At 42.4% G+C, this 12595-nt stretch carries 10 protein-coding genes, 2 tRNA genes, 1 rRNA gene and 2 riboswitches; of the genes, 7 read left to right on the top strand and 6 right to left on the bottom strand.

Annotation, left to right across the window (positions count from 1 at the left end; translation table 11 throughout):
- Positions 1–44: 44 nt before the first annotated feature.
- The 4 genes from GH754_RS14765 to GH754_RS14750 are packed head-to-tail and all read right to left on the bottom strand — an operon-like array spanning position 45 to position 4303.
- Complete coding sequence (locus tag GH754_RS14765) at positions 45–488, bottom strand: flavodoxin domain-containing protein (RefSeq protein ID WP_153729459.1); 444 nt, start codon at positions 486–488, stop codon at positions 45–47.
- 9 nt (positions 489–497) lie between these two features.
- Entirely contained in the window at positions 498–1535 is a 1038-nt protein-coding gene (locus GH754_RS14760) for a ribonucleotide-diphosphate reductase subunit beta (protein ID WP_153729458.1), read from the bottom strand.
- Positions 1536–1547: 12 nt separating this feature from the next.
- Positions 1548–3836, bottom strand: coding sequence for a ribonucleoside-diphosphate reductase subunit alpha (locus GH754_RS14755; protein WP_153729457.1), 2289 nt, complete (start codon positions 3834–3836; stop codon positions 1548–1550).
- On the bottom strand, positions 3833–4303 hold the full coding sequence (locus GH754_RS14750; RefSeq protein WP_153729456.1) for an acyl-CoA thioesterase: 471 nt from the start codon (positions 4301–4303) through the stop codon (positions 3833–3835). Before GH754_RS14750 ends, GH754_RS14755 begins: the two co-directional genes overlap by 4 nt.
- A gap of 182 nt (positions 4304–4485) precedes the next feature.
- A riboswitch (cobalamin riboswitch) is annotated at positions 4486–4677 on the bottom strand.
- Between the two features lie 342 nt (positions 4678–5019).
- Between GH754_RS14750 and GH754_RS14745 the strand changes: the two genes are divergently transcribed.
- The 3 genes from GH754_RS14745 (at position 5020) to GH754_RS14735 (ending at position 7557) form a co-directional block, all read left to right on the top strand.
- Positions 5020–5361, top strand: a complete 342-nt coding sequence (locus GH754_RS14745) for a hypothetical protein (RefSeq protein ID WP_153729455.1) — start codon at positions 5020–5022, stop codon at positions 5359–5361.
- A gap of 15 nt (positions 5362–5376) precedes the next feature.
- Positions 5377–6195: a GNAT family N-acetyltransferase gene (locus GH754_RS14740; RefSeq protein WP_153729454.1), complete on the top strand. Its 819-nt coding sequence runs from the start codon at positions 5377–5379 to the stop codon at positions 6193–6195.
- Between the two features lie 53 nt (positions 6196–6248).
- Positions 6249–6350, top strand: a riboswitch (SAM riboswitch).
- A gap of 103 nt (positions 6351–6453) precedes the next feature.
- Entirely contained in the window at positions 6454–7557 is a 1104-nt protein-coding gene (locus GH754_RS14735; protein ID WP_153729453.1) for a 5-methyltetrahydropteroyltriglutamate--homocysteine S-methyltransferase, read from the top strand.
- A 527-nt stretch (positions 7558–8084) separates the two neighbouring features.
- On the opposite strand, the gene GH754_RS14730 is transcribed toward GH754_RS14735, so the two are convergent.
- Positions 8085–9254 carry a GNAT family N-acetyltransferase gene (locus GH754_RS14730; protein WP_153729452.1) on the bottom strand — a complete coding sequence of 390 codons (1170 nt, stop codon included), beginning with the start codon at positions 9252–9254 and terminating at the stop codon, positions 8085–8087.
- A gap of 180 nt (positions 9255–9434) precedes the next feature.
- Between GH754_RS14730 and GH754_RS14725 the strand changes: the two genes are divergently transcribed.
- The 3 genes from GH754_RS14725 to GH754_RS14715 all read left to right on the top strand — a co-directional run bounded on the left by GH754_RS14725 (position 9435) and on the right by GH754_RS14715 (position 10328).
- Positions 9435–10085, top strand: a complete 651-nt coding sequence (locus tag GH754_RS14725; protein ID WP_153729451.1) for an SDR family oxidoreductase — start codon at positions 9435–9437, stop codon at positions 10083–10085.
- Between the two features lie 92 nt (positions 10086–10177).
- Positions 10178–10255 (top strand) — tRNA-Asn (locus GH754_RS14720).
- A gap of 1 nt (position 10256) precedes the next feature.
- A tRNA-Ile gene (locus GH754_RS14715) sits at positions 10257–10328 on the top strand.
- 66 nt (positions 10329–10394) lie between these two features.
- On the opposite strand, the gene GH754_RS14710 is transcribed toward GH754_RS14715, so the two are convergent.
- Entirely contained in the window at positions 10395–11147 is a 753-nt protein-coding gene (locus tag GH754_RS14710; protein ID WP_323742051.1) for a YqcI/YcgG family protein, read from the bottom strand.
- Between the two features lie 844 nt (positions 11148–11991).
- Here GH754_RS14710 and GH754_RS14705 point away from each other — a divergent pair.
- Positions 11992–12595: ribosomal RNA gene (locus GH754_RS14705) — 16S ribosomal RNA — on the top strand; the annotation flags it as partial.

Genomic DNA, 12595 nt, shown 5'->3' with positions numbered 1-12595 from the left:
GGAAACACCCAATCAGGAAACTTGAGGTGACTATTTAATTTAGATCATAAGGGAATTTTCATTTTCATCATGCATTTTTCTACAAATTTCAAACATTTCGTTTCATCCTGTTTTTGAGGAAATAGTTCTACCTTCAGCGTGACAGCCAGTTTCGTCCTATTCATCAGGACATTTTTAAAGTGATCCACTGCCCCACAAAAGTGCGGGAAGAAACGATCTCCTGTACCAAAAACACCTGTGACAAGGTGAGGCAGTTCAAGTCTTTGCAGGTCCCGAAGTAATGGCTTCATCTTTTCAGGCACCTCTCCATTTCCCCAGGTATAGGTGCCAATGACAAGAATATCAAAATCCTTTACCCATTCCAACAAAAATTCCTCGACTCGATATTCCTCGACTTCACACTGACATCTTTCAAATTGCTGGGCAATCCGGTTGGCCAGCCCCTCTGTATTTCCAGTGACAGACGTATATACAATGGCTACCTTCATGGAGAGCACCTACAACTCATCAAAGCCATTTTCCTCTGACACCTTTGTATAGGTGCGGGATTTTTGTTCAAAGAAATCCGATTTGGTTTCGTTCATCATTTCATCAGAAAAAACATGAATCCATGGCATAGGATTTTCTCGTTCTACATATACATTTTCCAGACCTAATTGCCGGAAACGCTTATTGGCGAGATACTCTAAATAGTCCTCAAATTCTGTGAGGTCAATTCCGTCAATATCCTTCAAAATAAAGTGAGCCCATTCCTTTTCTAGCTGAACAGCTCGGTCAATAGAGTCATAAACATATTGGATATTGTCCTCCGTATTTAACTCAGGGTTTTCGGTTAAAAGAATTCGAACAAACTGAGTGATAAAATAAGCATGCTGCATTTCATCTCTCTGAATGTAGCTAATCATAGTACTCGTTTTCACCATTTTTTGCTGCCGGGCTAAATGGTAAAAGAACGCAAAGCCTGCATAGAAAAAGATGCCCTCTAAATTGATTGACTGAATCCCTAGCTCAAATAAATGCTGTGGGGTAGGGTTCGCTCTAAATTTTTCATACGTGTTTAAAATAAATTGATTACGTTTCCGAACGATTGGGTCATCCTTTGCCTCATTAAAACGCTCCTTTTGCTCACTTAAAGGGATTAATGAGCTCAAAATGTAGGAATAGGATTCATTGTGCACTGCCTCTTGCTGGGAAACAACCGCAAAAATTGCTTTGAAGCTAGGGTCTGTCACATAGTCCATCACCTGGGTCATGGTTGGTGTTTGCAGACTATCAAGGGAAGCGAGCTGTGTATTAATCCTGAGAAAAACATCCTTCTCATGGGCGGACAGCTGATCCCACTGCTTGATGTCATCCTGCATATTAATCTCCTGTGCCTTCCAGAAATTCGCGAGTAGTGTCTGATATAGCTGATACATTTGCGGATAGGCAATGTGATTCCAATTTAAAATTCCAGATGCGCGGCCATTGATGATACCGGTTGATTTGTTCGGAAATGCCGGATTGAGCAGCTTAATTTTCTGTAATGCTTCCATGATTTCTCCTCCTTAGCTATGGCATGCCTCACATGCTTCAATTTCAGTTTGAGATGTACTTCTGACGTAATAGGTCGTTTTTAATCCTTCTTTCCATGCGGTCAAATGAAGGTTGAGTAAATCCTTTGCCTTAATGTCATGACGTACATACAGATTAAAGCTGATGGCTTGGTCAATGTGACGCTGCCGGGCAGCATTTTGCTTTATGCTCCATGATTGATCGAGCTCGTGCCTGACACGACGGTAATAAGCGTATGTGTTGTGATTTAAGTCCGGCGGCGTAACTTTAAACTTAAAATTTTTCTTTTCCTCCGCGTATTCGACCGAATAGATTGGGTCGATGCCATCGGTTGAGCCACCAATTTTAGCAGTAGACGAATTGGGTGCAACGGCCATCATCCAGCCATTCCGAACCCCATATTTGGCAACGTCCCTTTTGAGTGCCTGCCATCTTTCTGAGGTGTACTGCTTCCGTGTAAAGTACTTCCCGGTTTGCCATTCCGAGCCTGGAAACTTCGAGTAGGCGCCTTTTTCCTGGGCCAGCTCCATTGAGGCTTGAATGGTGTAATAGGCAATCTCTTCATAAAGGCGGTCTGCATATTCAACGGCTTCATCAGATTCCCAGTAAATCCCCTCTAATGCGAGCAAATGGTGCCAGCCAAAGGTTCCCAATCCCACGGCCCGATATTTTTGATTGGTGATGGCGGCTTGGCTGACAGAAATGGTGTTTAACTCAATGACATTATCGAGCATCCTCATTTGAATCGGGATTAAGCGGTCCAGCACTTGTCCGCGAACAGCATTAGGTAAATGAATGGAGGATAAATTACACACCACAAAATCACCCGGCTTGCGAACAATCACAATATTTCCATCTTCATCCTCATATTCGTTTTGCTTGAGGGTTGGTGACATGTTTTGGGCAATTTCTGTGCAGAGATTGCTGCAAAAAATCGACGTTCGTCCCTCACCGCGAATATGCTTATTCGGGTTTTGCCGATTGACTTCATCCCGGTAAAACATATACGGGGTGCCAGTTTCAAGCTGTGAGACCATGATTCGGGCCATGATGTCCATAGCTCTGTAGGTTTTCCGCGGTAGTAGCGGATGATTGACCGCTTCTTCATACTTTTGGGTGAAGTATTTTTCGTCGTCCTCATCATAAAAGTCCTCAAGACCTAGTGCTTGACCATGTTCGTCCTTCCAGCCCATAAATTGTTTGACCTGATGGGGGCAGAAGGTGTGCCACTCCCCAACACTCCGTCCATTTTCATCAACTTCCTGCAGCTTTTTCATAAACAAATCTGGAATGGCCACGCCTGTGAATATATCGTGGGCCTTTCTCCGCTCGTCCCCATTGTTTGTTTTTAAATCCAAAAAGCCATCCATGACATCACGATGAAAAACATCGAGGTAAACGGCGACCGCTCCTTGTCGTTGCCCTAACTGGTCGACACTCACCGCGGTGTCATTGATTAGTCGAATCCAGGGGACGATGCCGGATGAATTGCCTTTGAATTTCTTAATATCAGACCCCAGAGCCCTGACCTTTCCATAATAAATCCCAATTCCACCACCATCCTTACTGAGTCTAGCTACATCCCAATTGTTTAAATAGATTCCGTCCAACGAATCATCAACCGTATCGATAAAACAAGAGGACAGCTGGCCAAAGCTTTTGCCTGCATTGGATAGTGTTGGTGTTGCGACAGTCATATAGAGATTGCTCAGTGCCCAATAGGCTTCTTTGACATGCTCAAGACGCTGGTGCTTCGATTCATGCTGCATCAAAGTCATGGCAATAATCATAAACCGTTCCTGCGGGAGTTCGAAAAGGTTCCCGTCATAATCCTTGGCAAGATAGCGATCGGCAAGTAAAAATAACCCAATATAATTGAATAGCTTATCATTCTCTGGCTTGATTTCATTTCCGAGTTCAGCGATTTCCTCCTTGGAGTAATGCTGTAGCAGGGAGGACGAATAAATACCCATATCTGTTAGCGTCTGAATGAGATGATGGAAGTCACCATATTTTTGGTCGCGGTGATAGCCTCTATTCTGCGCTGCTTTTTGATATAAATCCTCCACATACAGCCGTGCTGAAAGGAAGGTCCAGTCCGGCTGGTCCATTGAAATTTGATTTAATGTATACCATAAAGCCTGCCGATGTACGGATTGGGTGGACTCTGCTGTGATTTGCTGTTTTACGTGTGAGGTGTCGATACCATATTGATCCTCCGCCTCTTCTAGCAGCTTGATAACTGATTCTATTTCTGAATGGACTTGTATTTGACTACTCATTTTTCATTCTCCTTTAAACGTCTATGTTTTCTAGCCTGTGCCTCTTGATGAAGTGCTTGCTCTTCCTCTGTTTCCGGAATTACCCCTGGAACCTTAGTTGGTTTTCCGTCTTGGTTGGTGGCGACCATGGTTAAAATTGAGGTAGTAGTCAAGGTTCGATCACCGGTTTCCAAATTCTCGCACTCTACCTTGACGTACACTTCCATCGAGGTTCGGCCAGTTGAAACGACAACCGCTTCAAGCATCAAAATGTCCCCAACTCTCGCTGATGATAGGAAGTTCACCGTATCAATGGAGGCTGTGACGACGACCTTTTTGCTATGCTTCATCGCTGTAATGGCCGCAATTTCATCAATGTAAGATAAAACAGTCCCACCAAAAATCGTCCCGATATGGTTGGTATCAGGTGGTAAAACAAGCTTCGTTTGAATGGTTCTGGAAACGTGTGATGATAATGGCTGGTTCATAGAATTCCTCATTTCTTAATAGAATGAGGAGTCGAGGATATAAAAATCCCATCACTCTTAACAAGAGGATGGGATCTGAAGAGACGTTGATATGTATAATAGACAAATTTCTTTCGGTGTATGTCGTGTGAGACCTGTCTAGTAAAATACCATCGTTCTATCTCCTCAACTCCCGAAGAAGATAACACGCGATAAATATGGCAGGTCTCCTGACTTGTGCTTTCACCTCATGAAGGCCTTCCCATCTAATGAAATAGACAGTGGATTCATCTTCACTCGTCAGCACTTACAGTTGCGGGGACAGCTCTGGACTTTCACCAGATTCCCTATTAAGTCATCAAATCTAGTTTGACACCATATTTATTGGTAATGCTATATGTAGTTACATTCTTCATGTTACGGCACTAGATATGGTTGTGTCAATAGTTGTTTTTTGGATGATTGGTGGGGCTGCTTGGAGTGTGTGGGATATGCTGAAGTTGGGGGTGAGGATGCTAAAGGTGTAGGCGGATATGCTGAACTTAGGAGGAGAAAAGCTAAAGAGCGGGGTAAATGCTAGAGTTGGAGACTAGATTGCTAAAGATCGAGTGGAGGATGCTGAAATTCAATGTGACTCGGCTATAGATCCCCAGTATTTTGCTAAATCCTTTTTAGAAAGGATTTTCGCTCATTATGTCGAATTATAACGTATTGGATTCGGAAAGGGGACTGGGGTTATGTTAAAAGAAGTGAACGGAGTCAGCATCTCATTTACAAAATCTGAACTTAAGAATAATCCAAAAGAGGCTACCATTCAAATCGAGTATTTTGATGAGGAATTTTTTTATGAGCTACTTTGCATTGATTTAGTCCAAATTAAGGTGAAACACATTGGGAAAAGGTGGATCTATGCTATTCGGGACATTAATTATGATTTTTATGAGAATCATAAAGATGAATTTCAACACGTGATTAATACCATACATATGAGGATCAAAGACTATCTTAGTAGATTTATAGACATAGGAAATGAGCGGGCTTTAGCGGATCATTTTAGCAAAGTGTATAAGTCTGTTTGAAATGAGGGGAATGCCGTGATTTACGAGTTAAATAAAAAGGATTTTTCAAAGTGTCAGGAATTGGCCAATAACCAGAGGCATATAGAGGTGAAAGCGATTATCCATGGGCACAATCCTGGTCGAGTGTTTGTCGATGATGTGGATTCGCCTAACACCGCGCTCGTTTGGCTAGGGGATCATGATGGGTTTTTCTTTATCGGCGACGAACGAAACCCACATTTTAACGAGCACATCAATTCATTTATAGACTTAGTTATCGCCCCAGCAGCGAAAAAGGAAGGTCTTGACTGCTTTGAAGCAATTGGGTCTAATGATCAGTGGGGCAAGGTTATCCCAAAGCTATTTCCACACCGCGAATTAGGAAGTTGGACGTCAAGGGTCTATTCAATTAATTCTGATCAATATCGAAAAGCCATGGAGCCTACTATCGCGGGTAATTATGAGATTCACCGGATTTCCATTGATTTGTTAAACTCTGCTTCCCACCATTTTATGCGGGACAAAGTGCTGGAATCCTGGTCGACTATGGAGGATTTTATGGAAAGGGGCATGGGCTATTGTGTGATGAAAGACCAGGTAGTGGTGGCTGTCTGTTACTCCAACTATTCTAGTGGTAGAGAGCATACCATTGCGATTGAAACGGTAAAAGAACATCGTGGGAAGAAGCTAGCGAAAAAGCTTGCCCACTATTATCTGCAGGCCTGTTTCGATGAGGGAGTTCATCCGTATTGGGATTGTATGGTGGAAAATAGACCTTCAGTCGCGATTGCGAAGGGTTTGGGTTATGTAGAAGACTTTTCATATGTTGGATATGATTTTGGATTTTCTTCTTGACTTTCCAATTCAATACCTGTATTGTATTGATTAATAATTAAATATTTTTACAATTCTTATCCAGAGAGGTGGAGGGACTGGCCCGACGAAGCCTCGGCAACAGACTGAATTCAGTACTGTGCCAATTCCAGTAGCGCAATGCTAGAAGATAAGAAGAGCGATGATGTTACATAATCTAACCCTCTTCTTATGGATGAAGAGGGTTTTTTAATTGGTCTAGCATTTGCCGAACAAAAAATATAGAAAAGGGGAATGAAGATGTCTATTACTTTAACGAAAGCGCCATTTCGAGCAGATCACGTTGGGAGTCTTTTACGACCAGAGAACCTACATAAAGCGAGAAAGGATTTTAAAGAGGGAAACATTACAAAAGAGCAATTACGCGAGGTTGAAAACAGTGAGATTAAGCGAGTTGTCGATAAACAAATTGAGCTAGGCCTTCAGGTTGTAACCGATGGGGAATTCCGTCGCACCTGGTTCCATCTAGACTTTTTGGAGCATTTGAACGGAATTGAGGGCTATGTACCAGAGACTGGGTATAAATTCGTTGGTGTTGAAACGGAAAAATATGATGTGCGAAACACGGGAAAGATTTCATTTAACCCAGACCATCCATTTGTGCAGGACTTTGTTGAGTTGAATGAGATTGTAGATGGTCGTGCCGTGGTGAAGCAGACGATTCCAAGTCCTAACCAGCTGTTTAACGCTGGAATTCATAATCCGGAAGTTTATCCCGACCTTGAAGCATATGCTGAGGATATTATTCAAACCTATCGCGATGCTGTGAAGACCTTTTATGATGCAGGCGTTCGTTATTTGCAGCTTGACGATGTGTATATTGCCGGCCTTTCTTCACCAGAAATTCCGTTTAATGATGGAAAATATTCCAGAGACTATTTAATTGATTTAGCCTTGCGTGTGATTAATGGCGTATTTGAGGATAAGCCTGAGGACTTGATTGTCACTCAGCACTTATGTCGTGGAAACTACCAATCTACATGGGCATTCGAAGGCAGCTATTCTTTGATTGCACCTACCTTGCTAGCACAGGAAAAGGTAGATGGATTTTTCCTTGAATATGACGATGAGCGTTCTGGTGATTTTAAACCACTTGAGCACATTCCGAATGACGGGCCAAGAGTTGTTTTAGGCCTTGTGACTTCTAAAAATGGTGAGCTTGAGGATAAAGAGGCGATTAAAGCTCGTATTCACGAGGCTACTAAACATATTCCGCTAGAACAGTTGTCTTTAAGTCCGCAATGTGGCTTTGCATCAACTCATCATGGGAATAAGCTGACTGAGGAAGAGCAGTGGAATAAGTTGAAGTTTATTGTGGAGATTGCTGAGGAAGTTTGGGGTTAAGATATTGCTTTAGTTGAAAGGGATCCTTGGGGGGGGTCTCTTTTTCTTTTGTGAGATGGGTGTGCTTGCTTAAGTCCGTTATGGGTTCGCTATGCTGAAGGCCGAGAAGATGCTAAAGATAGGTGGTGGAATGCTAAAGTCATGGGTTGATATGCTGAAGTTGGTGAGGAGGAGGCTGAAGTCTACCGCGAGTTGGCTAAAAAATGCTCCAGTTATGCTGAAGCCCTAGCAGATGCTGAAAAAGGGCCTTGAAATGCTAGAGTTTGAGCCTCAAAAGCTGAAGACGAGTGATAATGCTAAAGTGTCGCGTCGTTTCACTAAAGAACAGTAAATAAAAGCTGAACCGCAGCCCAAGCATGCTGAAGAACGCTACCCAAATGCTAAAGTCCAAAAATATACTAAAGACCACCACAAAATCGCTAAAGATACCAGCCCAAATGCTGAAACACTGCATCGGCACACCTTAAACCAAAAAAATCAGACACTCAAACGGCACGCACGCTGTTGAGTGTCTGATCACATAGATTCTAAAAAAAGTCAGCCAGAAATGTCTGGCGATGAGGAATCAACTTCTCAAGGTGTTGAATTGATGAAACATCCCCACTCAATAAACCAGTATCATAATATTCCATGGGGCGTTTAAAGCCTAAAAACATCCCGGTTAATATTTGAATGGAACACTGAATGCTCTCTGATTTCACCACTGAGCGACTATATGAAACATTGTTACTAGATGGCTGGATGAAATAGGTACCGCTATTTTCTGGAAAAAAGTCATCCTCCACGGTGATTGCTATAGAAGTTGCTGATTCGTCTGATGGCTGTTCATAAGAAAAATCCTTTAAAAATTTCTGGACGTCCACAATGCGAGCCATAAAATAAGGATTAATTTTTTGCTCGAAGCGTGGCTCATCTATTAGAAGCGGAAGGGTATCATTTTCAGGCACGACCATTTCTACCTTTTTCACCATGGAATCGTGGTTGCCGATGAACTCTAGTAGTTGTTTCAGACTTGCAAGATTGGTATATACCAATTCCATAATGTTCATGATGTCTTTTTTTACTTGATATATCACATATCCAGCGGCTGCTTCATGTTCATCATAGGATACAGCGACCTGATACTCCTCCTTCAACACCCGTTGTTTCCACCATTTTTCATCACGATTGAGCATGCCGTTATAGTTTTTCGCGTACTCGTTATAAACCTGATCGAGCAATGTGTAATCGTGCTTGATTCGTCTCATGTAGCCTTTGGTTTCCCATTTTTTCTTAAATTTTTCAATGGGAATGGTGTATTCTTTCTCATTAAATGTATATTCCCAACCATATCTTCGGTAAAACGGAAAGGAAAAGGGATGTAGAAAAGAGAGCGTTTGGCCATTGGCTTTCATATATTGTAAGGCGTGAGCCAATAATTGCTTGACCATTCCTTGCCTGCGAAATTCAGGCCAGGTCGCAACGTTACTAATGCCTCCCATTGGAAAGCTTTTTCCATTGATGTAGCAGGACAGCGGGATGAGATGAAGCTTGGCTGCTAGCTCATCACCCTCTTTAATGCCCCAAATGACATGTCGTTTCGTTTCTTCTGTTTTCTTTTTGATTTCTTCGTCACTCAATCTGTATTGAAAGGCGAATTGGGATAAAGAGAATATATCCTTAAAATCTTTTTCTGATAGTTTATGTATAGGATTCAATACGGGCCCTCCTTATTAAATTCAGTTATTTCTTATATTAGATTAAATTGACATAATATTCAATTAGGTTTAGAAGCCGTTTTCTAGACATTCATCTTTTTTCGATTTAGGATAAAAATAAGGAACCCACAATAAATGGGAATTGGGATTTACACTATTTACATAGAAAGGATGAAGAAAATGAAGGTTCTTGTAGTTGGAGCAAATGGGCAAATTGGAAAGCATCTTGTTTCTTTTATTCAAGAGAGTGACAGCCTGGATGCGAGAGCAATGATCCGCAAGCAGGAGCAGGCTTCCTTTTTTGAAAATTTAGGTGCGGAAACGGCAGTGGTGGATCTTGAAGACGATATCGATGCAATTGCCAAGGCTGCTGAGGGAGTGGACGCCATTGTATTTACGGCAGGCTCTGGTCCGCACACTGGAAAAGATAAAACGATCATGATTGATTTAGATGGTGCGGTAAAAACCATCGAGGCAGCTAAGGTTGCTGGTGTGAAACGGTTTGTGATGGTAAGTTCCTTTGATACAACACGCGAGGCGATTCAATCAGCACCTGAATCCTTTGCACCATATGTAGCCGCGAAGCATTATGCGGATGAGTGGTTAAAGCGTACAGATTTGGATTATACGATTGTCCAACCAGGTGCGTTAACAAATGATGAAGGCAAGGGGCAAGTACAGGCAGCGCCAAGAGTGGACCGCGGTGAAGTTCCACGTGAGGATGTAGCAAGAGTGATTGTGGCTGCCCTAGAAAATGAGAAAACAATCGGGAAGCAGTTCCAGGTTGTGACAGGAAATACGCCAATTAAGGAAGCTGTTGCTTCAGTCTAAATAAAAAAGGGTCCAATTCTTTAAGGAGATTGGATCCTTTTTACTGTATAAAAACTTGGAATCCGAATCATAATAGTAAAGGATTGCATCATTCCACAGTAGCTGCTCAGTGGTAGAGCAATCGGCTGTTAACCGATCGGTCGTAGGTTCGAATCCTACCTGTGGAGCCATGGAGAAGTTATCTGGCCAAATGGGTGGCCCACTGCATATGGCAGTGCGAGGGTTCAATTCCCTCCTTCTCCATTATATGTAGTTCCTCCTATAGATACTGAAGACTACAATTACACGATTAATTGTAGTCTTTTTTCGTTACTTCCATATATTAAGAAATTGGTGGAAGGGGCACTTAGATAGGGAAGTATCATCATCTCTGATGAAATATTGTCTCCATTCAAAGTTATCCTCTGCTCCATAGCTGTTTAAATCAGGATGTACGGAGATGGAGTCATATTGGGATAGTCTCCTTCTGATTCGTTCTTTAATCCTTTTAGCTTGATTTTGGGATTTGTTAAATTCCTTTAAAACCCATCTTGGCGTAATGGCTAACATCATGGTATTAAAATGTCGGCTCCTACGATTCGTGTGGGCAGGAGTTGCACAAAACATAAAATACTTTTCACCATGAAAACAAAACTCCCACAACGGGCGATGGGGATCGGTTGGAATCTCCTCTGGCCATATCTCGTCATCAATGGCGGCTAGTTCATTTAATTGGTACCAAAATAATTGCTCATATTGTTCAACGGAGTAGTTGTTCTTCATATCCACTGGAATTTCATAAAACACAATAAGAGATGCATAGTTCCCAATATTTCTTGAGACCTCTGTGAAAGTTTTCAATAGGGATGAAAGTTCTAAAATAGTAGTGTGTTTTCTCGGGTCACCTATAAAGCCATACCTTAGGTGGTTTAGCGAGAAGCCTATAGTCGCAGGTATACATGGGAATGGTCTGTCTTTATCGGACATTTTAGCCTCGAATTGTTTAAGGATGGACTTTTCCCAAGGATTAAGCTGCTTTTGATTCGTTGGTGTATTTTGATAAAGCTCTTTGATTTGAATCACCACCTCGAATTCTCTTGTACAGCATATTCGTATTTATAAATATGGGTGAAGTGTCTAGTGGGAATTGGGCTTGGTTTAAAAAGTAACTTTTATTCAAGCTAAGAAATCTGTATTACTATGGATGAGTTTCTTCTATTGTAAATAGATGAAGAGTCAGATGTGGTAGGTAGCGTACCTCTTAAAGTGCAATCATGTTATGACAAAAATTGGATAGTGATTTGGTGTTGAACAAGTTATGATACCGTGCTATATTATATATCTGCCGCAAAAAACAAGGCATTTTAACGGCAAGACAACAAAATTTTGCCAGGAAAAAATTGCGGTTTTTAAAATTTATCATTGCATTAATTAGAATGTATATGTTATATTATTTTTTGTCGCTGTCACAGCGAAGCAAAAACAAATTAAAAAAGTTATTGACACAAACTTGTTAATTTGTTATATTAATAAAGTCGCTATTTTGAGAGGTAACATTATTCGAACCTTGAAAACTGAACAAACCAACCAGTACGTCAATTCGCTATTTTAATAGCAATTTGATTTAATTATGAGCTTTTTGGATTTTAAACATCCAATACTATTTTGGAGAGTTTGATCTTGGCTCAGGACGAACGCTGGCGGCGTGCCTAATACATGCAAGTCGAGCGCGGGAAGCTAACTGAACCCTCCGGGGTGACGTTAGTGGAACGAGCGGCGGACGGGTGAGTAACACGTGGGCAACCTGCCTGTAAGACTGGGATAACTCCGGGAAACCGGGGCTNCAAACCAACCAGTACGTCAATTCGCTATTTTAATAGCAATTTGATTTAATTATGAGCTTTTTGGATTTTAAACATCCAATACTATTTTGGAGAGTTTGATCTTGGCTCAGGACGAACGCTGGCGGCGTGCCTAATACATGCAAGTCGAGCGCGGGAAGCTAACTGAACCCTCCGGGGTGACGTTAGCGGAACGAGCGGCGGACGGGTGAGTAACACGTGGGCAACCTGCCTGTAAGACTGGGATAACTCCGGGAAACCGGGGCTAATACCGGATAACACTTTGAACTGCATGGTTCGAAGATGAAAGACGGCTTTTGCTGTCACTTACAGATGGGCCNGTGGAACGAGCGGCGGACGGGTGAGTAACACGTGGGCAACCTGCCTGTAAGACTGGGATAACTCCGGGAAACCGGGGCTAATACCGGATAACACTTTGAACTGCATGGTTCGAAGATGAAAGACGGCTTTTGCTGTCGCTTACAGATGGGCCCGCGGCGCATTAGCTAGTTGGTGGGGTAAAAGCCTACCAAGGCCACGATGCGTAGCCGACCTGAGAGGGTGATCGGCCACACTGGGACTGAGACACGGCCCAGACTCCTACGGGAGGCAGCAGTAGGGAATCTTCCGCAATGGACGAAAGTCTGACGGAGCAACGCCGCGTGAGTGATGAAGGTTTTCGGATCGTAA

The sequence above is a fragment of the Salinibacillus xinjiangensis genome (genome assembly GCF_009649735.1).
In the GTDB taxonomy this organism is placed as follows: domain Bacteria; phylum Bacillota; class Bacilli; order Bacillales; family Alkalibacillaceae; genus Salinibacillus; species Salinibacillus xinjiangensis.
Note: the sequence above shows the minus strand (reverse complement) of the source record. Positions and strands in the feature narration are given on the sequence as shown.

Excerpts from the sequence above, each read along its gene's own strand:
- GH754_RS14765 (WP_153729459.1), bottom strand. The coding sequence starts at position 488 with ATGAAGGTAGCCATTGTATATACGTCTGTCACTGGAAATACAGAGGGG.
- GH754_RS14760 (WP_153729458.1), bottom strand. The coding sequence starts at position 1,535 with ATGGAAGCATTACAGAAAATTAAGCTGCTCAATCCGGCATTTCCGAAC.
- GH754_RS14755 (WP_153729457.1), bottom strand. The coding sequence starts at position 3,836 with ATGAGTAGTCAAATACAAGTCCATTCAGAAATAGAATCAGTTATCAAG.
- GH754_RS14750 (WP_153729456.1), bottom strand. The coding sequence starts at position 4,303 with ATGAACCAGCCATTATCATCACACGTTTCCAGAACCATTCAAACGAAG.
- GH754_RS14745 (WP_153729455.1), top strand. The coding sequence starts at position 5,020 with ATGTTAAAAGAAGTGAACGGAGTCAGCATCTCATTTACAAAATCTGAA.
- GH754_RS14735 (WP_153729453.1), top strand. The coding sequence starts at position 6,454 with ATGTCTATTACTTTAACGAAAGCGCCATTTCGAGCAGATCACGTTGGG.
- GH754_RS14725 (WP_153729451.1), top strand. The coding sequence starts at position 9,435 with ATGAAGGTTCTTGTAGTTGGAGCAAATGGGCAAATTGGAAAGCATCTT.